This is a genomic window from Aestuariivirga litoralis, assembly GCF_003234965.1.
In the GTDB taxonomy this organism is placed as follows: domain Bacteria; phylum Pseudomonadota; class Alphaproteobacteria; order Rhizobiales; family Aestuariivirgaceae; genus Aestuariivirga; species Aestuariivirga litoralis.
Map to the genome: position 1 here is coordinate 17303 of NZ_QKVK01000005.1, position 20897 is coordinate 38199.

10 protein-coding genes and 1 tRNA gene are annotated in these 20897 nt (G+C 67.8%); 9 read left to right on the plus strand and 2 right to left on the minus strand.

Features of this window, described 5'->3' with window-relative positions; all coding sequences use genetic code 11:
- Positions 1 to 2274, plus strand: a complete 2274-nt coding sequence (hypF, locus tag DK847_RS11695) for a carbamoyltransferase HypF (protein WP_111198706.1) — start codon at positions 1 to 3, stop codon at positions 2272 to 2274.
- Between the two features lie 117 nt (positions 2275 to 2391).
- On the opposite strand, the gene DK847_RS11700 is transcribed toward hypF, so the two are convergent.
- A tRNA-Arg gene (locus DK847_RS11700) sits at positions 2392 to 2468 on the minus strand.
- A gap of 84 nt (positions 2469 to 2552) precedes the next feature.
- Here DK847_RS11700 and DK847_RS11705 point away from each other — a divergent pair.
- Together DK847_RS11705 and polA are read left to right on the plus strand one after the other, a co-directional pair.
- Positions 2553 to 3602 carry a zinc-dependent alcohol dehydrogenase family protein gene (locus DK847_RS11705; protein WP_111198707.1) on the plus strand — a complete coding sequence of 350 codons (1050 nt, stop codon included), beginning with the start codon at positions 2553 to 2555 and terminating at the stop codon, positions 3600 to 3602.
- A 78-nt stretch (positions 3603 to 3680) separates the two neighbouring features.
- Positions 3681 to 6611, plus strand: coding sequence for a DNA polymerase I (gene polA / locus DK847_RS11710; RefSeq protein ID WP_111198708.1), 2931 nt, complete (start codon positions 3681 to 3683; stop codon positions 6609 to 6611).
- A 242-nt stretch (positions 6612 to 6853) separates the two neighbouring features.
- Here the strand turns inward: polA and DK847_RS11715 are convergent, their stop codons facing one another.
- The gene (locus DK847_RS11715; RefSeq protein WP_111198709.1) at positions 6854 to 8275 is read right to left on the minus strand and encodes a protein adenylyltransferase SelO; all 1422 of its coding nucleotides are present in this window, start codon (positions 8273 to 8275) and stop codon (positions 6854 to 6856) included.
- Between the two features lie 133 nt (positions 8276 to 8408).
- On the opposite strand from DK847_RS11715, the gene ahcY reads away from it, so the two are divergent.
- The 6 genes from ahcY to addA all read left to right on the plus strand — a co-directional run bounded on the left by ahcY (position 8409) and on the right by addA (position 20834).
- The gene (ahcY, locus tag DK847_RS11720) at positions 8409 to 9812 is read left to right on the plus strand and encodes an adenosylhomocysteinase (RefSeq protein WP_111198710.1); all 1404 of its coding nucleotides are present in this window, start codon (positions 8409 to 8411) and stop codon (positions 9810 to 9812) included.
- A gap of 93 nt (positions 9813 to 9905) precedes the next feature.
- Positions 9906 to 12272: a sensor histidine kinase gene (locus DK847_RS11725; RefSeq protein WP_111198711.1), complete on the plus strand. Its 2367-nt coding sequence runs from the start codon at positions 9906 to 9908 to the stop codon at positions 12270 to 12272.
- Between the two features lie 11 nt (positions 12273 to 12283).
- Positions 12284 to 13786: a tRNA (adenosine(37)-N6)-threonylcarbamoyltransferase complex ATPase subunit type 1 TsaE gene (gene tsaE / locus DK847_RS11730; RefSeq protein ID WP_245414592.1), complete on the plus strand. Its 1503-nt coding sequence runs from the start codon at positions 12284 to 12286 to the stop codon at positions 13784 to 13786.
- On the plus strand, positions 13783 to 14499 hold the full coding sequence (locus DK847_RS11735) for a nucleotidyltransferase family protein (protein WP_111198713.1): 717 nt from the start codon (positions 13783 to 13785) through the stop codon (positions 14497 to 14499). Before tsaE ends, DK847_RS11735 begins: the two co-directional genes overlap by 4 nt.
- A gap of 3 nt (positions 14500 to 14502) precedes the next feature.
- Positions 14503 to 17499, plus strand: a complete 2997-nt coding sequence (gene addB / locus DK847_RS11740) for a double-strand break repair protein AddB (protein ID WP_111198714.1) — start codon at positions 14503 to 14505, stop codon at positions 17497 to 17499.
- Positions 17496 to 20834 carry a double-strand break repair helicase AddA gene (addA, locus tag DK847_RS11745; RefSeq protein ID WP_111198715.1) on the plus strand — a complete coding sequence of 1113 codons (3339 nt, stop codon included), beginning with the start codon at positions 17496 to 17498 and terminating at the stop codon, positions 20832 to 20834. Before addB ends, addA begins: the two co-directional genes overlap by 4 nt.
- The last annotated feature ends 63 nt before the right edge of the window (positions 20835 to 20897 follow it).

Here is a 20897-nt window from a genome sequence, read left to right on the forward strand (position 1 = left end):
ATGGCCCATCGCATCCGCGTCACCGGCACGGTTCAGGGCGTGGGCTTCCGCCCCTTCGTCTGGCGCCTGGCGAGCGAGCTCGGCATTCGCGGCCAGGTGCTGAACGACGGTCGCGGAGTGGAAATCCTCGCCTGGTGCGAAGATCCGGAGGCCTTCGCCACGCGCCTGCGCCGCGAGGCCCCGCCCCTGGCGCGCATCACCGCGATCACCATCGCGGAGGAACGGCTTGGCCCGCCGCCGCAGGATTTCCGCATCGTTGAAAGCCACGCCAGCGCGCCCGCCACGGCGATCGCTGCGGATGCCGCCACCTGTCTGGATTGCCTGGCCGAGATCCGCGACCCCGCGCAGCGCCGCTTCGGCCATGCCTTTGCCAACTGCACCAATTGCGGCCCGCGGCTCAGCATCCTGCAGCGCCTGCCCTATGACCGGGCCAACACCTCCATGGCGGGCTTCGCCATGTGCCCGGCCTGCGCGTCGGAATATGCCGATCCCGCCGACCGCCGCTTCCATGCCCAGCCCATTGCCTGCCCTGCCTGCGGCCCGCGGCTGTGGCTCGCGGAAGGCGATGCGGTGCACGAGGGACGCATCGCGCTCGATCGTGCCGCGGAGATCATCCGCGGCGGCGGCATCGTCGCCGTCAAGGGGCTGGGTGGCTTCCACCTCGCGGCCGATGCGCGGCAGGAGGAGACCGTCGCCCGCCTGCGCCGCAGCAAGCGCCGGCGCTCCAGGCCCTTCGCCCTCATGGCGCGTGACCTCGCGGAGATCCGGCGCTTCGCGCGGCTCGATGCGCAGGAGGCGGCCCAGCTCGGCTCATCCGCCGCACCCATCCTGCTGCTGAATTCGGAGGGTGAAGCCCTGGCGCCGTCCGTCGCGCCCGGCCAGTCGACGCTCGGCTTCATGCTGCCCTACACGCCGCTGCATCACCTGCTTCTCGCACGCCTCGATGGTCCCATCGTGCTGACTTCCGGCAACCTGACGGACGAGCCGCAATGTGCGTCCAACGCCGAGGCGCAGGAGCGGCTGAGCGCCCTTTGCGATGCACTGCTGATGCATGACCGCGACATCGTTCAGCGCGTCGACGATTCGGTTCTGCGCATGGCGCGCCATGGCCCGATCGTCATCCGCCGCGCCCGTGGCCTCGCACCAGAACCCATCGCGCTCGCGCTGCCGGACGCCCCGTCGGTTCTTGCCCTCGGAGGCGATCTCAAGTCGTCCGCAGCGCTGTTCACCGACGGAAGGCTCACGGTCAGCCAGCACCTGGGCGATCTCTCGACGCCCCTGGCCCGTGCTGACTTCGCGAAGATGGTGGAGGTGCTGCTCGCCCTCAACGGCGCACGGCCAGCGCTCGTTGCCTGTGACCTCCACCCCGACTTCCACGCCTCGCACGTCGCCGCCGGCCTCGCGGCACGCTTCGATGCACCTTGTGTCAGGGTTCAGCATCATTACGCCCATGTCCTCTCCTGCCTCGCCGACAACGGCATCACCGCCTTCGCGACACCGGTGCTCGGCGTGGTGCTCGACGGCATGGGCCATGGCAACGACGGCACGGTATGGGGTGGCGAGTTCCTGCGCGTCGATCACGCAGGCTTTCAGCGCCTCGCGCATTTTCCGGTGGTGCCCCTCCCTGGCGGCGACGCCGCGGCGCGCCAGCCCTGGCGCAATGCCGTGGCGCAGCTTGATGCCACCCTGGGGTGGGAGGCGGTGGCTGGAAGCCCGGCGCTCCGCCACCTGGCAAGCAAGAATGCCACGGCGCTGCGCCGCAGCTTCGCGCTCTCCGGCGCGCATCGCACCAGTTCCGCCGGGCGCCTGCTCGATGCCCTGGCCGCCCTGCTCGGCCTGTGCGTGGATGAGCAGAGCTATGAAGGCGAAGCCGCCATGCTGCTCGAAGCCTGCGCCGCACGGAGCACGTCCGGTGGAAGCTATGGCGCGGAGCGTTGCGCCACTGGCCCATCCTGGGCGCCACTCTTGCGCGGCGTGCTGGATGATCTTGAAAGAGGCACAGCGGCGGAGATCATCGCAAGGCGCGCGCATGACACGGTGATCGCCGGCGTGGTGAGCCAGGTGGAAGCGATCCGCGACGCACATGCCATCAACCGCGTCGCGCTCAGTGGCGGCTGCTTCAACAACGTGCTGTTGTCCGATGGCATCAGCGACGCGCTCGCGGCCCGCGGCTTCTCCGTCCTCGTCCACCGCGGCCTCCCCCCGGGCGATGGCGGCCTTGCCGCCGGCCAGGCGCTGGCGGCACTTCAGGCGCGGAGCGAAGGATTGAACTGAAGCGCCGCGACCGACCCTCCAGCCGCCTTCATGGACTGGGTCCGGCAGAAGATCGAAACCGCCGCTATCGAGGCCCGCAAGGCCGCGGCCGGAAAAGTTAGTGGTTTTGTTCGCAAATGGCGCACCCGACAGGATTCGAACCTGTGACCTCTGCCTTCGGAGGGCAGCACTCTATCCAGCTGAGCTACGGGTGCAGCGCGTGGGGAGAGCTATACCCGATTGGCATGGCGTTCGGCAATGGCTGGCGCTAAGGGGCTGGTCCGGGGAGGTATCGTCACATGAAAGCAGCCATATTCGAAGCCTATCGGGGGCCCTTGGAGATCCGCTCCGTGCCGGATCCGCAATGTCCGGCGGATGGTGTGATCCTGAAGGTCGAGGCCTGCGGCGTCTGCCGGTCGGACCATCATGGCTGGAGCGGGGTCGACCCCGACGTGGCGCTGCCGCATGTACCTGGGCATGAATTCGCGGGCACCGTGCTGGCGGTGGGGCCGGGCGTCCGGACCTTCCGGGTGGGTGACCGCGTCACCGCCCCCTTCATCCTCGCCTGCGGCGACTGCCCGGACTGCCGGGCAGGGGAGCCGACAGTCTGCAACCACCAGCATGTGGTGGGCTTTTCCGGCTGGGGCGCTTTCGCGGAGCTGCTTGCCGTGCCGCGGGCGGATTTCAACCTGGTCAGGCTGCCTGATTCGCTGGGCTTCGCCGAGGCCGCCGCCATGGGCTGCCGCCTCACCACCGCCTTCCGCGGCCTCGTCGACCGGGCGGACCTGAAGCCCGGCGAATGGCTGGCGATCCACGGCTGCGGCGGGGTGGGGCTTTCCGCCGTGATGATTGGCCAGGCGCTCGGCGCCCAGATCATCGCCATCGACATCAATGCGGAAGCCCTCGCCATGGCGAAGGCGCTGGGCGCCAATGTCACGCTGAACCCATCGACGCTCGAGGACACCGCACTCGCCGTGCGCGAGGTGACGGGCGGTGGTGCGCATGTCTCGATCGATGGCCTCGGCATCACCGCGACGATCCACAATTCGGTGAGGAGCCTCCGCAAGCTCGGCCGCCATGTGCAGATCGGCCAGCCTTTGGGCCAGCATGCGAGCCCGCCCATGCCGCTGCTCGAAACCGTCTATGCCCGCCAGATTTCGATCCTCGGCACGCGCGGCATCGCCGCCTCCCGCTTTTCCTCGCTCCTTGGCATGATCGCCGGCGGGCGGCTCGATCCCGCGCGCATGATCACGAAGCGGATCGCCTTGTCCGAGGCGGGCGCCGCGCTCAAGGCCATGGATGGCTATACCGGCGTGGGCGTCACGGTGATCGACAGGATGAACGCATAGCGTCCTCTCCCGCGCGCGGGAGAGGACAATGGCTGACATCCGCTGGCATCTGCGGGGGCACGGTGGCATACTCTCGCCATGTCCAGCACCTCCCCCCTCAAGCCCGGCGACCATCTCTATCTCATCGATGGTTCTGGGTATATTTTCCGCGCCTACCATGCCCTTCCGCCCTTGACGCGCAAGTCCGACGGGTTGCCCGTCGGCGCCGTGCAGGGCTTCTGCAACATGCTGTGGAAGCTGCTGAAGGAGACCAAGGCGGGCGAGAAGCCCACCCACCTCGCGGTGATCTTCGATCATTCGTCCAAGTCCTTCCGCAACGACATCTACCCGCAATACAAGGCCCAGCGCCCTGAGCCGCCGGCGGACCTCCGCCCGCAGTTCGGGCTCATCCGCCAGGCCACCCGCGCCTTCAACGTCGCCTGCGTGGAACAAGCGAATTACGAGGCCGACGATTTGATCGCCACCTATGCGCGCCAGGCGGTGGAGGCCGGCGCCACCTGCCGCATCGTCTCCTCCGACAAGGACCTGATGCAGCTGATCCGCCCGGGCGTGGCGCTTTATGACACCATGAAGGACCGCGAGGTGGGCGAGCCCGAGGTGCTGGAGAAATTCGGCGTGACGCCCGACAAGGTGGTCGACATCCAGGCGCTGGCCGGTGACTCGGTCGACAACGTGCCGGGCGTGCCTGGCATCGGCGTCAAGACCGCGGCCCAGCTCATCACCGAATATGGCGACCTCGAAACGCTGCTGGCCCGCGCGCCCGAGATCAAGCAGCAGAAGCGCCGCGAGAACCTGATCGAGTTCGCCGAGCAGGCCCGCATCTCGAAGAAGCTCGTGGTGCTCGACGACCACGTGCCGGTGGAGCATGACGTGAGCGGCTTCGCGGTGGACAATCCGAAGGCCTCGCAGCTCATCGGCTTCACCAAGGCGCTGGAATTCACCTCCTTCACCAAGAAGGTGGCGGGCGAGCTCGACGCCGATTCGACCGCCATCGAACCAATCCCGGTGGAGGTGAAGTTCTGGCCTCCCGAGGGTGGTGAAGGCGTCCCGCTGCCCCCGCCGCGCTTCGCCGCCAAGAAGGCGGAGCCCGCGGCGGAAGCACAAGCTGCAACGGCCGATGTGCCGCCGAGCAGTGCCGATGCGGCCCTCCTCGCCATCCCCGTCACCCATGCCGATTACGAGACAGTAACGACGCTCGCCTCCCTCGAGGCCTGGTGTGCAGCCGCTTATGAGAAGGGCTATCTCGCGCTTGACACCGAGACGGATTCGCTCGACTCGATGCGCGCCAATCTCGTCGGCGTGTCGCTGGCAACCGCCCCGGGCCGCGCCTGCTACATTCCGCTGCAGCACAAGGCCTCTGGCGGCGGCCTCTTCGGCGGCGAGCTTGTCGAAGGCCAGGTGCCGCTCGACCAGGCCATCGCCGTGCTGAAGCGCGTGCTCGAGGATCCCTCCATCCTCAAGATCGGCCAGAACCTCAAATACGACATCGAGGTGCTGAAGCGCCATGGCATCGCGGTCGCCCCCATCGACGACACCATGCTCATCTCCTACGTGCTCGAATCGGGCGACGTCGGCCACGGCATGGACGAGCTGTCGCTCCGCCACCTCAACCACAAATGCATCGCCTTCAAGGACGTCGCCGGTTCCGGCAAGTCCATGATCACCTTCGATCGCGTGCCGGTGGCCGATGCCACGCGCTATGCGGCGGAGGATGCCGACATCACGCTGCGCCTCTGGCTGCTACTCAAGCCGCGGCTGGCGGCGCAAGGCAAGCTCGCGGTCTACGAGACGTTGGAACGGCCTCTCATCGCCGTGCTCGCAGCAATGGAGATGGAAGGCATCCTCATCGACCCCGAGCTGCTGCGCCGCCTGTCGAACGACCTCGCCACCGCCTGCGCCGGGATCGAGACCCACGTCTATGAGCTGGCCGGCGAGCGCTTCAACATCGGCTCGCCCAAACAGCTGGGCGACATCCTGTTCGGCCGCATGGGCCTGCCCGGCGGCAGGAAGACCGCCACGGGCGCCTGGAGCACCGACTCCGATGCGCTCGAGGATCTGGCAGGGCAGGGGATCGAACTCGCCCGCCGCGTGCTGGACTGGCGCCAGCTGTCGAAGCTGCGCTCCACCTACACCGATGCGCTGCCCAACTACATCAACCCGGAGACGAAGCGCGTCCACACGTCATACTCGCTCGCCGCCACGTCCACCGGGCGGCTGGCCTCGACGGACCCGAACCTGCAGAACATCCCCGTGCGCACCGAGGAGGGCCGCAAGATCCGCTCGGCCTTCATCGCGCCGGAAGGCTCCAAGCTCGTCAGCGCCGACTACAGCCAGATCGAGCTGCGCGTGGTGGCCCATGTGGCGGACATCGCGCAATTGAAGAAGGCCTTCGCCGAGGGCCAGGACATCCATGCCATGACGGCGTCGGAAATGTTCAACGTGCCCGTCGAGGGCATGGACCCGATGGTGCGCCGTCGTGCCAAGGCGATCAACTTCGGCATCATCTACGGCATCTCGGCCTTCGGCCTCGCCAACCAGCTCGGCATCGGGCGGGAGGAGGCGGGCGAATACATCCGCACCTACTTCAAGCGCTTCCCCGGCATCCGCGACTACATGGAGGCGACCAAGCAGGAGGCCCGCGACAAGGGCTATGTCGAGACCATCTTCGGCCGCCGCATGCATTTCCCGCGCATCAAGTCGCCCAACCCCTCGGAACGCGCCTTCCTCGAACGCGCCGCCATCAACGCGCCGATCCAGGGGGCCGCCGCCGACATCATCCGCCGCGCCATGATCCGCATGCCCGATGCGCTGTCCGAGGCGGGGCTTTCAGCCCGCATGCTGCTGCAGGTCCATGACGAACTGATCTTCGAATGCGTGGACGCGGAAGCGGAGACGACCATGGCTGTGGTCAAAAAGATCATGGTCTCCGCCCCCGATCCGGTGGTGAAGCTGAGCGTCCCCCTCCAGGTGGACGCGCGGGCAGCCCAGAACTGGGAAGCCGCCCATTAGGATTCACAATGTCAATCAGCAGAAAGCGCGATCAGGAGAGTATGCCTAGCATAGGTCTGACTGAAAGTCAAGGAATTTATTCTATCAGGCACCGCTAATGCACCCCTGCCGCCATCCCACCCCTCTCGGCCGTCATCCCGGCGAAAGCCGGGACCCCGCTTTCTTTCAGGGTGTGCTGACCCAAAGCGGGGCCCCGGCTTTCGCCGGGGTGACGGATTGAGTGAGCGGAGTGATGGCCGCGCCTACGTCCCGCAGAACGTCCGGTAACCCCCGTCAACCTCCGCCGGCGGCGCGGCATAGCGCTCCGCTCCCGGTTGCTCCTCGTAAGGGGTCATCAGCACCCGGAGCATTTCTTCGAACGGCCGATAATCCTGCCGCTCCACGCCGGCGCTGATCATCTCCTCGACGAGGTGATTGCGCGGGATATAGACCGGGTTCACCGATCGCATGAAGGCCCGGCGCTCTTCCGCCGACTGCGGGTCCCGCGCCAGCCGTTCGCGCCACGTCGGCAGCCAGTCCCTCAGCGCCTCCGGCTCCTCGTCATTGCTCAGTGCACGGAACGTCACCGTGAAGTCCGCCCTCACCATCTGCATCGCATCGAGCATCGCCTGGATAAGGTCGAGGTCGCCATCCTCCTCCGACACGAGCCCGATCTTCTTCCGGAACCCCGCCAGCCAATACTTGGTGTAGATCGCCGGGAAGGCCTCGATCCGCTCCGTGGCGATGCGGATCGCCTCTTCGCGGTCAGGCGCGATGAAGGCCAGCAGCGTCTCCGCCAGCCGCGCCAGGTTCCACTGCGCGACGGGCGCCTGGTTCGCGTAGGCATAACGCCCATAGGTATCGATCGAACTGAACACCGTGCCGGGGTCGTAAGCGTCCATGAAGGCGCAGGGGCCATAGTCGATGGTCTCGCCGGAGATGCTCGTGTTGTCCGTGTTCATCACCCCATGGATGAAGCCCACCTGCACCCAGCGCGCGACCAGCGCGGCCTGAGCCTCCATCACCGCATCGAGAAGCGCCAGTGCCGGGTTCTCGGCACCCTTCAGCTGCGGGTAGTGCCGGTCGATCACGTGGTCGACCAGCAGCTTCAAGGCTTCGAAATCCTGGCGCACCGCGAAGAACTGGAAGGTGCCCACCCGGATGTGGCTCGCGGCCACCCGGGTCAGCACCGCGCCCGGCAGCACCGCGTCGCGGTAGACGCGCTCGCCGGTGGTGGCGGCCATCAGCGCCCGGGTGGTGGGGATTCCCAGCGCGTTCATCGCCTCGCTGACGAGATATTCCCGCAGCACCGGCCCGAGGGCCGCCCGCCCGTCACCCCCGCGCGAGAAGGGGGTGCGGCCCGAGCCCTTGAGCTGGATGTCGCGCCGGCGGCCGTTCACGTCCACCACCTCGCCCAGCAGGATGGCCCGCCCGTCGCCCAGCTGTGGCACGAAATTGCCGAACTGGTGCCCGGCATAGGCCTGGGCCAGCGGGCTCGCCCCCGCCGGAATGGCGTTGCCGACCGCCACCTCCGCCGTCAGCAGGGCCGGGTCGATCGCCAGTTCCCGGGCCAAAGGCTCGTTCACCCTGACCAGCCGGGGGGTGGAAACCGGGGTGGGGGCCACCCCCACATGCATGGAGCCGGGCAGGCGGGCATAGGAATTGTCGAAGGCAATGGCGTTCATGGCCCTCAATATAGGGCAGGAGGGCCGGAAGTTCCTCCTTAAGAGGACATAAAGAATTCTTTATGTCCTCATGGACAGGGGGGCGGACCGCTGCTATAGACCCCGGCCAAATTCAGGACAGAGGACGAGACACATGAGCCGCCACGACTATCACGTTGCCGACATCAAGCTGGCCGACTGGGGCCGCAAGGAAATCGACATGGCCGAGGTCGAGATGCCGGGCCTGATGGCGACGCGCGCCGAATACAAGGCGCTGCAGCCGCTGCGCGGTGCGCGCATCTCGGGCTCGCTCCACATGACGATCCAGACCGCGGTGCTGATCGAGACCCTCGTGGCGCTGGGTGCGGAAGTCCGCTGGGCCTCCTGCAACATCTACTCGACGCAGGACCACGCCGCCGCGGCCATCGCCGCCGCCGGCGTCCCCGTCTTCGCCTTCAAGGGCGAGACGCTGAAGGAATATTGGGACTTCACCGCCAGGATCTTCGACTGGCCGGACGGCCAGCCCTCCAACATGATCCTCGATGACGGCGGCGACGCCACGCTCTACATTCTGCTCGGCTCCAAGGCCGAGAAGGACCCGAGCCTCATCGCGCATCCGAAGAGCGAGGAGGAGGAATGCCTCTTCGCCGCCATCAAGAAGCGCATCAAGGAACAGCCGGGCTGGTTCGACAAGGTGAAGGCCGCCATCAAGGGCGTCTCGGAAGAGACCACCACCGGCGTCCACCGCCTCTACGAGCTGCAGAAGAAGGGCGAGCTGCCCTTCCCGGCGATCAACGTGAATGATTCGGTGACCAAGTCCAAGTTCGACAACAAGTACGGCTGCCGTGAATCGCTGGTGGACGCGATCCGCCGCGGCACCGACGTGATGATGGCCGGCAAGGTGGCCGTGGTCGCGGGCTATGGCGACGTGGGCAAGGGCTCTGCCGCCTCGCTGAAGGGCTCGGGCGCCCGTGTCATCGTGACGGAGGTCGATCCGATCTGCGCGCTGCAGGCCGCGATGGACGGCTTCGCGGTGCAGACCATGGAAGACGTGGTCGGCACGGCGGACATCTTCGTCACCGCCACCGGCAACAAGGACGTGATCACCGTCGATCACATGAAGCAGATGAAGGACATGGCCATCGTCTGCAACATCGGCCACTTCGACAACGAGATCCAGGTCTCGGAGCTCCGCAACTTCAAGACCACCAACATCAAGCCGCAGGTGGACATGATCCACATGCCGTCGGGCGCCCGCGTCATCCTGCTGTCGCAGGGCCGCCTGGTGAATCTCGGCAACGCCACGGGCCACCCCAGCTTCGTGATGTCGGCCTCCTTCACCAACCAGACGCTCGCCCAGATCGAGCTCTTCACCTCGGCCGGCACCGGCAAGTACAAGAACGAGGTCTACGTCCTGCCGAAGCACCTCGACGAGAAGGTGGCGCGCCTCCACCTCGAGAAGCTGGGCGTGAAGCTCACCAAGCTGCGGGACGACCAGGCCGCCTATATCGGCGTCACCCCGCAGGGTCCGTTCAAGCCGGAATATTACCGCTACTGAGGATTCCGGCCCGCCCCGCTTTTGGTTATACCGAAGCGGGGCGGATGACCGGCTGATTCGGCAGGCCATCCCGGCACTTTGACCGGAGAAGACATGGACGCCGGTTTCGGCAGCAGCTTGGCGGGCGACGGGGTCGCCCTCATTGCCGTTTTGGCCGCCGCCGGCATTTTCGTCCTTTCCCGCCGCCTGCTGCGCCGCTGGGGCGGCACCTCCGACAGGCAACGCATCGCCGATCTCGAAGCCCGGTTGAACGAGGCCGAAACCGCCATCGCGGCGGAAGCCCATGTGCTCGTCATCTGGCGCGGCAAGCAGGCGCTGCCAGACCGCGTGCTGGGCTCCATGCATGGTGCGGCCACGCTGCCCGAAACGCCCGCGGCGCTCATCGATTTTCCCGCCTGGCTCGACCGTGATTCGGCCTCGGCCCTTGCCGATTGCCTCCACGACCTCCGCCAGGACGGCACCCCCTTCAACATCGCCATCAAGAGCCTCTCCGACGAGCTCCTGGAAGCTGACGGCCGCACGGCGGGCGGCCTCGCCACGCTGCGTTTCCGCCCGCTCGCCGGCGAGCGCCGCAAGATCGCCGACCTCGCGCATGAGGCGCACCGGCTGGGCAAGCAGGTGGAGCGCCTCAGCGCCGTGCTCGACGCGGCCCCATTGCCGGTCTGGCTGCGCGGCACGGAGGGAAAGCTTCTCTGGGTCAACCAGTGCTATGCCGCCGCCGTCGACGCGCAGGACCCCGATCTCGTGGTGGCGCAGGGCACCGAGCTCGCCGGCCGCGCCGCCATGGACCGCACGGCGGCCAGCGCCACGACGGGCTGCCTCGGCCGCATCCATGCCGTGGTTCAGGGCTCGATGCGCGCCCTCGATGTCTTCGAGGTGCCGGTCACCGGCGGCACCGCCGGCTTCGCCATCGACATGACGGTGCTGGAGAATGCCGAGAAGGAGCTGGACCGCCACATCAAGGCCCATACCTCGACTCTCAACAAGCTCGACACGGCGATTGCCATCTTCGGCCCCGACCAGCGTCTTCGCTTCCACAATGCGGCTTACGCCGAGCTCTGGCCGCTCGACCCCGAATGGCTGGGCAGCCACCCGCCCGATGCCGAGATCCTCGACCGGCTCAGGAACCAGCGCTGCATTCCGGAACAGGCCAATTACCGCGAGTGGCGGGCGAAGCAGCTCACCGCCTATACCACCATCGAGCCGCGCGAGGACTGGTGGCACCTGCCCGACGGCCGCACGCTGCACGTGGTCTGCGAACAGCATCCCTTCGGCGGCGTCACCTATCTCTACGAGAACGTCACCGACGAGCTGGCGCTCGAAAGCCGCTACAACGAGCTCATCGGCGTGCAGCGCGAGACGCTGGACAATCTCGAGGAGGGCGTCGCACTGCTGGGCTCCGACGGCCGCCTCAAGCTCTACAACCCCGCCTTCGCGCGATACTGGCAGCTCGACCCCGAGGCACTGGACGCCCAGCCCCATATCGAGGAACTCGCCCAGCACGGCAGCCAGCTCGCCGCGGATTCGAGCACCTGGGACGAGGTGCGCTATTCCGTGACGAGGCTCGACGCCGAGCGCAAGCCCGTCACCGGCAAGATCGACGTCGCCGACCGCATCCTGCAATTCGTCGCCGTGCCACTGCCTGATGGCAACTCGCTCCTCACCTTCGCCGACGTCTCCGACTCCGCCCGCATGGAGCGTGCGCTGCGAGACCGGGCCGATGCGCTGGAAGCGGCAGACCGCCTCAAGAACATGTTCCTCTCCAACGTGTCCTACGAGATCCGCACGCCGCTCACCTCCATCCTCGGCTTCGCCGAAGGCCTGCAGATCGGGCTTGCCGGACCGCTCACCGCGAAGCAGCAGGACTATGTGCGCGACATCCGCCGCTCCTCCACCGACCTCAAGACCATCATCGACGCCATCATCGACCTGACCGCCATCGATGCCGGCGCGCTTGAGCTGAAGCTCGAGCATGTCGAGGTCACCTCGCTGCTCGAGGCTGTCGCCGAGAAGCTGGCGAACCAGATCGACGAACGCGACCTCACCCTCAACATCGAGGTGGGGGCGGACGTGAACAGCTTCGTCGCCGACCCGAAGCGGGTGGAGCAGATCCTCTCGAACCTCCTCTCCAACGCCATCGGCTTCTCCGACCGCGGCGCCACCATCCGCATGGGGGCGAAGAAGACGCGCGGGCAATTGCAGCTCTGGGTCTCCGACCAGGGCCGCGGCATCGAGCCCGAGTTCCAGAAGCAGGCCTTCGACCGCTTCCAGTCGCGGCCCATTCCCGGCGGCCACCGCGGCCCCGGCCTTGGTCTTGCCATCGTGAAGAGCTTTGTGGAACTGCATGAGGGGCAGGTGTCGCTCCTCTCCAAGATCAACCAGGGCACCACCGTCCTCTGCACCTTCCCGCTCGACGGGCCCGGCAGCTCGCAGCGGACGGATGTCCGCAAGTCGGCCTGAAATCCATGCAAGTGACCCGCCGATTCGAGTCCACCGCGGCGCTCGAGGGCTTCGCCGCCCAGCTCTCGCTCTTCGCGAGGCCGGGCATGGTGCTGCTGCTGAAGGGCGACCTCGGCACCGGCAAGTCGACCTTCGCCCGCGCCTTCATCCGCGCGCTGGCAGGGGGTGCCGAGTTCGACGTGCCAAGCCCCACCTTCACGCTGGTCCAGACCTATGACGAGACGCGCGTGCCGGTGGCCCATGCCGATCTCTACCGCATCGGCTCCGCGCAGGAACTCGACGAGCTGGGCTTCGATGACCTGATCAGAACCCACGTGCTCGCCGTCGAATGGCCGGAGAAGATGCTCGATCAGGCTCATGCCGACAGGCTGCTGATCGAGCTCTCCGGTTCCGGCACCCATCGCGACGCGGTGCTCACCGCCGCGGGTGCGTGGGAACAGGCACTGGCCCGCAACGATGCGATGAATGGCTTCCTCGCCACCACCCGCTGGGCCACAGCGGAACGCCGCTTCCTCGAGGGCGATGCCTCCTTCCGCCGCTATGAGACGCTGCACCTGCCGGGTGAAGCCGCGATCCTCATGGACATGCCCGCGCGGCCCGACGGCCCGCCGGTGAAATATGGCAAGCCCTACAGCGCCATCGCGCATCTGGCGGAGGACATCCGCGCGGTGATCGCCATCAACAGCCTGCTCTGCGCGCGCGGCTATTCCGCGCCCCAGGCCGAAGCTTACGACCTCGCGCAGGGCTTCGCGGTGATGGAGGACCTCGGACGCCGTGTCTATGGCGGCATGATGCGCGCGGGCGAAGACATGCGCGAGCCGATGGCTGCCGCCGTCGCCGTGCTCGCCGACATGGCACAGCGCGACTGGCCGAAGGACTTGCCGGTCGACGGCCAGACCTATCGCGTGCCGCCCTATGATGTCGAGGCACAGCTGATCGAGGTCGACCTGCTTCCCTCCTGGTTCTGGCCGCATCTCAACGGCACGGCCATTCCCGCTGCAGCGCTGGCGGAATTCGAAGCTTTGTGGATGGAATTGCTGCCGCTCACCCAGAAGGGTCATCGCGTCTGGGCGCTGCGCGACTATCACTCGCCCAACCTGCTCTGGCTGCCGGAGCGTGAGGGCCTCGCCCGTGTCGGCATCATCGACACGCAGGATGCGCTGATGGGCCATCCCGCCTATGACCTCGCCTCCATGCTGCAGGACGCGCGCGTCGACATCGACTTCGCCTTCGCGGACGAACTCTACGCGCTTTACTGCGCGCTGCGGAAGGATGACCCGAATTTCGAGCGTGCCGAATTCGACGTCGCCTATGCCATTCTCGGCGCGCAGCGGGCGACCAAGATCCTCGGCATCTTCGCCAGGCTCTCGAAGCGCGACGGCAAGCATGGCTATCTCCGCCACATCCCGCGCGTGTCGCGCTATCTCGAGCGCAACCTCGCGCACCCGCGCCTGTCGAAGCTGAAGCACTGGTTCGACACCCATCTTCCCGCGGCCCGCCGCGAGGTTGCATGACGGACGGGCTCGGCAGCCGCGCCATGGTGCTGGCCGCGGGCTATGGCCAGCGCATGCGCCCGCTCACACTCACCCGGCCCAAGCCGCTGGTCGAGGTCGCGGGAAAATCCCTCATCGACTATGGGTTCGACCGCCTGCGCGCCGCGGGCGTTGAAGAGGCGGTGGTGAATGTGCACTATCTGCCCGACCAGATCGAAGCCTGGGCGCAGCGGCAAGCCGCGCCCCGCATCGTGATCTCCGACGAAAAGGCCGAGATCCTCGATACCGGCGGTGGTGTCGCGCACGCCCTGCCGCATCTGGGGGATAAGCCCTTCTTCGTCATCAACAGCGACAGCTTCTGGGTGGATGACGGCACCCCCGCGCTTGATCGCCTGCGCGCCGCGTGGGACGATGCGGCGATGGATTGCCTCCTCCTCCTCTCCCCGCTCGAACGCACCGTCGGTTATGACGGCAAGGGCGACTTCACGCGCGGTGCCGATGGCCGCCTCGCGCGGCGCGCCACGTCGCAGGGAACGCCGCTCGCCTATATTGGCGGCTATCTCGTGCACCCCCGCCTCTTCGAAGGCGCTCCCGCCGGTGCCTTCTCGATGAATGTGCTGTGGGACCGTGCCATTGCCGCGGGCCGCCTCTTCGGCATCGAGCATACCGGCCGCTGGCTGCATGTGGGAACGCCTGACGCGATCGGCCTCGCCGAAGCGGCGCTGAAGGCATGAGCCATGACAGCCGGCATACCGCGCCTCTTCACCATCGCGCCTGACAAGCCCTTCCTCCAGGTCCTTGCCGAAGCCGTTCTGAAAGGCTTTCCGTGTACGGACGGAAAGACCCCGGGCAAGCTCGATCTCGCGCGCTGGACCATCCTGCTCCCCACCCGTCGCGCCGTGCGCGAGCTGGAGGAGATCTTCTTCCGCCTGACCGGCGGCTCCGGCGTGCTGCTGCCGCGTATCCGGCCCCTGGGCGACATCGACGAAGACCTGCTGCAGCCCGAACATGGCGTCGCGGAACTCGGCACGCCGGTGAGCGTGCCGGGCCAGCTGCTGCTGCTGATGGACCTCATCGATGAATGGGCCGCCGCCAACCCCACCACGCGGCTCGCCCAAGAAATCGCCGCGGCGCCGCACCAGGCGGGCGGCCTCGCGCAATCCCTTGCCGAGCTGCTCGATGCGCTTGAAACCGAGGACGTGGACGTCACCAGGATCGCCGATCTCTATGGCCTCGAATCCGCCCGCCACCGTGAGGCGATCCTCGAGTTCCTGGCCATCGCGCGCGAGAAATATCCCCTGCGCCTCGCCGCGGAAAATGCCATGGGCCCGCAGGCGCGGCGCTCCGCCATCCTGCGGCGCGAGGCGCGGCGGCTGGAATTCACCCGCACCGAGCGTCCCTTCATCGCCGCGGGCTCCACCGGCTCCATCCCCGCCACCTGCACGCTGCTCAAGGCCATCGCGGGCCTGCCCAATGGCGCCGTGGTGCTGCCGGGCCTCGACCAGTTCATGGATGAGGCGAGCTGGACCGCCGTCGGCCCCACCCACCCGCAGCATGCCATGAAGCAGCTGCTGCAGCGCCTCAACGCCACGCGTCCGATGGTGGAAGAACTCGGCGCGCCGCCCGGCCCGCGCGCCTGGCTTGCCAGCGAGCTGATGCGGCCGGCGGAGGCTTCGCATCTCTGGCACGGTGCGCTGAAGGGACAGGCGCCCCGCGTCGCGAAGGCGATCGAGGGCGTTGAACTGGTCGAGACGCGCTCGGTTCCGGAACAGGCGCTCACGGCCGCTCTCATCCTGCGCGAATGCCTCGAAACGCCGGGGCGCAGCGCTTGCCTCGTTACGCCGGACCGCCAGCTGGCGCGGCGCGTGAAGGTGGAGCTGCGGCGCTGGAACATCACCATCGATGATTCAGCCGGTGAGCCACTGGTGCGCTTCGGTGGCGCATCACTCCTCAACCTGCTGCTTGAGGCGCTGCTGCAAGATTTCGCGGCGGAACCGCTGGCGGCCCTGCTGCGCCACGACCTCGCCGGCTTCGGCCTGCCGCCCGAGGAGGCGCGCCACCTCGCCAGCCTCATCGAGCTGGCGCTGCTGCGTACCGGCACGGGTGCGCCCGATATCGGCAAGCTCTCGCATGCCCTGCGCATCGCCACCGAAAAGGACAAACGCCGCAGCCTGCCGCTCGTCACGCGGCATGTCGGCGATGAGCAGTGGGAAGGCGCCATCGCGCAGGCCCAGCGCATCTCCGAGGTGCTCGCCCCGCTCACCGCCCATCAGCCCGGCACGCTTGCCGGGCATCTCGACCGGCTGGCGGCGGCCTGCGAGGCCATGGCGGGCGAGGCCTTTTGGGCAGGCGAGGGTGGCGATGTGCTGTCCGATGCCTTCGCGCTGCTGAAGCAGGAGTCGCGTTTCCTCAGGCACTGTGACCTCCGCCGCACCGCGGCCATCCTGCGCCACTGGCTCCATGGCCTCCCCGTGCGCAGCCAGCAGCGCAATCCGGCGCCGCTCTCCATCCTCGGCCTGCTCGAAGCACGCCTCATCCGCGCCGATGTCATGGTGATGGCCGGCCTCAACGAGGGCACATGGCCCGGCGCCACCGACTGCGGCCCCTGGCTCAACCGCCCGATGCGCGACGTGCTGGCCATGAAGCAGCCCGAGGCGCAGATCGGCCAGACGGCGCATGACTTCGTGCAGGCCTTCGGCAATGCGGAGGTCAAGCTCCTCTGGTCGCGCCGCATCGGGGACGCTCCGGGAACGCCGTCGCGCTGGCTGCACCGGCTGCTGATGATCCTCGAAACGGCGAAGCTCAAGCCGGCCCCCAGCAACTGGCCGCTCCATGCCCGCAAGCTCTCCGCGCCCGGCTCCGTCACGCCCATCGCCATGCCCAAGCCCCGGCCCGCCGTGGCGCTGCGGCCCAGGGCGCTGAGCGTCACCCGCATCGAGAAGCTGATCCGCGATCCTTACGCGATCTATGCGCGCTTCATCCTCAACCTCGAACCGGTAAAGCCCGTCTCCTCCGTGCCTGATCCCGCACGGCGCGGCACCATCTTCCATGATGCGATCGGTGATTTCCTGAACCGCTTCCCGAAGGATCTTCCCGCCGATGTGGCGGCGGAGCTGGAGACCGACGGCAGCCGCCACTTCCAGCAGATCGCGGATTATCCGGGCCTCGTCAGCTTCTGGTGGCCGCGCTTCCGCCGCATCGCGGCGTGGATCGCCGCGCAGGAGCCAGGCTGGCGCGAGGGTGTCGAGCGCGTGGTGGCGGAGCGCAATGGCGCGGTCACCTTCCCCGTGGCGGGCGCGGACTTCACGCTCTCGGCCCGGGTCGATCGCATCGACCTGATGGCGGACGGCTCTGCCCGCATCACCGACTTCAAGACCGGCGGCGTGCCGAGCCCGAAGGAGGTGGAGGTGGGGCTTGCCCCGCAGCTCACACTGCAGGCGGCGATCCTGGCGCGCGGCGGCTTCCGGGATGTGAACCCGAAACAGACGGGCCAGATCTGGTATGTGAAGTTGAGCGGCGGCAACCCCGCGGGCGAGGTGCAGGAGCTGAAGAAACTCCCCGTCATGGATCTGGCGGAAAGGCACTTTGCCGAGCTGCAGGCATTGCTCGCGAAATATGCGCGCGTCGAGCAGCCCTACTACCCGCGCACCATCATGAAGAAGGAGGATGATCCGAGCGACTATGATCACCTCTCGCGCTTCCAGGAGTGGACGCTCTCCGGGGGCGGTGCATGAGCCTCAACCCCGCTGCCAGCCTCGCCCAGCGCAAGGCGTCTGATCCAGCAGCCACCGTCTGGGTCAACGCCAATGCCGGCTCCGGCAAGACCCATGTGCTGGTCGACCGCGTGGTGCGCCTCATGCTCGGCGGTACCGAGCCCTCGCGCATCATGTGCCTCACCTTCACCAAGGCGGCCGCCGCAGAGATGGCCAACCGCCTGTTCGAGCGCCTGAGCAAGTGGATCGCGCTGGAAGATGCCGCACTCCGCGATGAATTGAAGAAGCTCGGCCTCGAACATGCCGACGATGCGCTGCTGCAGCGCGCCCGCCAGCTCTTCACCCGCGCGCTCGAAACGCCGGGCGGCCTCAAGATCCAGACCATCCACGCCTTCTGCGAACGCGTGCTGCAGCTCTTCCCCGTCGAGGCCAGCATCGTGCCGCACTTCACCATGCTCGACGACCGCGAGCAGCTCAGCCTGCTGCAGGAGGCGCGCAACACCGTGCTGTCGTCGGCCAAGGACGAGGCGACCGAGCTGGGTGCCGCGCTGCGCGACGTCGTCAACCGGGTGAACGCCGACGACTTCGACAAGCTCTTGACCGGCCTCCTCGCCAAGCGCGCCAACCTGCGTGCCCTGTTCGAGGAGGAGAGGGGGCTGGAGCGGGCGGAAAGCCTGCTGCGCGTGCACCTGTCGCTGGAGCAGGGGCTCACGCGGGAGAGCCTCGTCTCCGGCCTCACCTGCGATGTCGCGCGCTATCGTGATCTCGCGGACGCGCTGGATGGCGGAACCGACACGGAGCGGAAGACCGCGGCGAAGATCCGGGCTGCCTGTGTTGCGGGGCTGGTGAGGCTCACCGCGCTGCAGTCCATCCTGCTCACGGGCGAGGGCGAGCCGCGCAAGGCGGTGGCCAACAAGCCCACCCTGGCGAAGCATGTCTGGATCGAGGATTTCGTGAAGGCGGACCAGCGGCGCCTCGTCGATGCATTGGGCACCATGGGTGATCTCGAATGCCTCGGCGCCACGCTGTCGCTCCTGCGGCTGGGCAGCGCCATCACCCGCGGCTTCGAGACGGCGAAGCGGGCGCGCGGCGCCTATGATTTCGACGACCTTATCATCAAGACCGGCGAATTGCTGCAGGAGAGGCCGGATGCCGCCTGGGTGCTGTTCAAGCTCGATGGCGGCATCGAGCACCTGCTCGTCGACGAGGCGCAGGACACGAGCCCCATGCAGTGGCAGATCGTGCAGGCGCTGACGGCGGAATTCTTCGCCGGCGAGGGCCGCCACGGCCAGACGCTCCGCACCCTTTTCGTGGTGGGTGACAGGAAGCAGTCGATCTATTCCTTCCAGGGGGCGGACCCCAATGTCTTCGAGCAGGTGCTGGGCGAGGTGAAGGGCCAGGTCGAGGGCGTGGGGCAGGAATTCCGCGAGGTGGACTTCAGCGTCTCCTTCCGCTCCTTGGGCGAGATCCTGACAGCCGTCGATGGCGTCTTCCCGCCGGGCTCCGCCGCGCGCACCGGGCTCGATGGCGAGACGCCGCGCGAGTGGAGCCACGTGCCCAACCGCCGCGACGCGCCGGGCACGGTGGAGCTCTGGCCGCTGGTCGAACCTGTCGAAAAGCAGGAGCCGGAGCCCTGGCAGGCCCCCGTCGACCGCGAGCCCGCGCAATCGCCAAGGCGGCGGCTGGCGGAGAAGCTGGCAAAGACCATCAAGGGCTGGATCGGCCGCCGCATGCTGCCGGGGCGCAAGCGCCCGGTTGAGGCGGGCGACATCCTGATCCTCGTCCGACAGCGCAACAGCTTCTTCGATGCCATGATCCGTGCCCTGTGGAACGAGCAGGTGCCGGTGGCGGGCGCCGACCGCCTGAAGCTGGGCGAGAACATCGCGGTGCTCGACCTCGTGGCGCTGGCGCAGTTCGCCATCATGCCGGAGGACGACCACGCGCTGGCCTGCCTGCTCAAGAGCCCGCTGCTGGCGCGGCCCCTGACCGAGGACGAGCTGATCGCCATCGCAGCCGGACGCGGCGCGCTGTCGCTGTGGCAGAGCCTTCAGGCGCAGGAGTCTGAACCCTGCTGCCGTGCTGCGGCCTTCCTCCGTCCACTGATCGACGATGCGCCTGCGGCGCGGCCATTCGAGTTCTTCTCCGCCATTCTCGGCAAGGCGCGGCTCGCCATCGTGTCACGCCTCGGCAGCGAGGCGAATGACGCGATCGATGCCTTCCTCGACCGCGCGCTTGACTACGAGGAGGCGCATGGCACCTCGCTCGCCGGTTTCGTCAACTGGTTCCAGGCGGGCGAGATCGAGATCAAGCGCAACATGGAGCAGGGGGCGGGCGAAGTGCGGGTGATGACCGTGCATGGCGCCAAGGGCCTCGAGGCGCCCATCGTCATCCTGCCGGACACGACGAGCGACGAGCAGCCGCGCGGCGGCGAGTCCCTGTTGATGCTCGAGGGTGGCGGGGGCCATGCCCGCGTGCCGCTCTGGGCGGTGCCGAAGCTCGGGGCGTCCAGGGCCGTGAAGGCGCTGAAGGCGGCGCAGAAGGACGTGGCGACGGCCGAGCACCGCCGCCTGCTCTACGTCGCCATGACGCGTGCTTGTGACGAACTCTACGTCTGCGGTTTCCGCGGCGTGCAGGAACCCTCGGAAAACTGCTGGTACAACACCATCGCCGCCGCGCTGAAGCCGGGGATGACGGAACTCGACAACGGCCAGGGCTGGCGTCTCGGCGCGGCACCGGTCATGGCGGAGGTGCCGGCCACGGCGAAGCCCGTTGAAGCCCTTGCCTTGCCGGGCTGGGTGGCGCGCGAGGTCGCGGCGGTGCCGGTGACGGCCGCACCCCAAGCGCGCAAGCGGGCGGAGGCGCGGGTGGCGCGCGGCCTCCTCATCCACCGCATCCTGCAGAACCTCCCCGACCTGCCGGAGGCAGAGCGGGCGGGCCACATCGACGTCGCGGTGCGCCGCGCCGGGCATGACGCGGCACTGGCCACCCGGCTGAAGGCGCTCATCGCCGAGCCGGTGGTGGCGGAACTTCTCTCCGCCGATGGCCATTCCGAGGCATCCCTCATCACGGTGGGGCCCGATGGCGGCCCGGAGCGCCGCCGGCTGGACCGGCTGGTGATGACCGCCGAGGGCCTGCTTGTCGCCGACTACAAGACCGACCGCGAGGTGCCGGAGACGGCGGCCGCCTGCAACCCTGAATATCTCATGCAGCTGGCCACTTACCGTGAAGCCCTGCGGCTTGCCGGGCCGGGCCGGCCGATGCGCTTCTGCCTCCTCTACACCGAGGCGCCCCGGCTCATCCTGGTGCCGGACGCGCTCCTCGACCGCATGGCGGCCCTGCGCGGCGCCCGGCCTTGACCCCCGGGAGGGGGGCTCCTACCTTCCGTCAACCCGCAACGGCGAATCCCCGCCCCAGCCCGA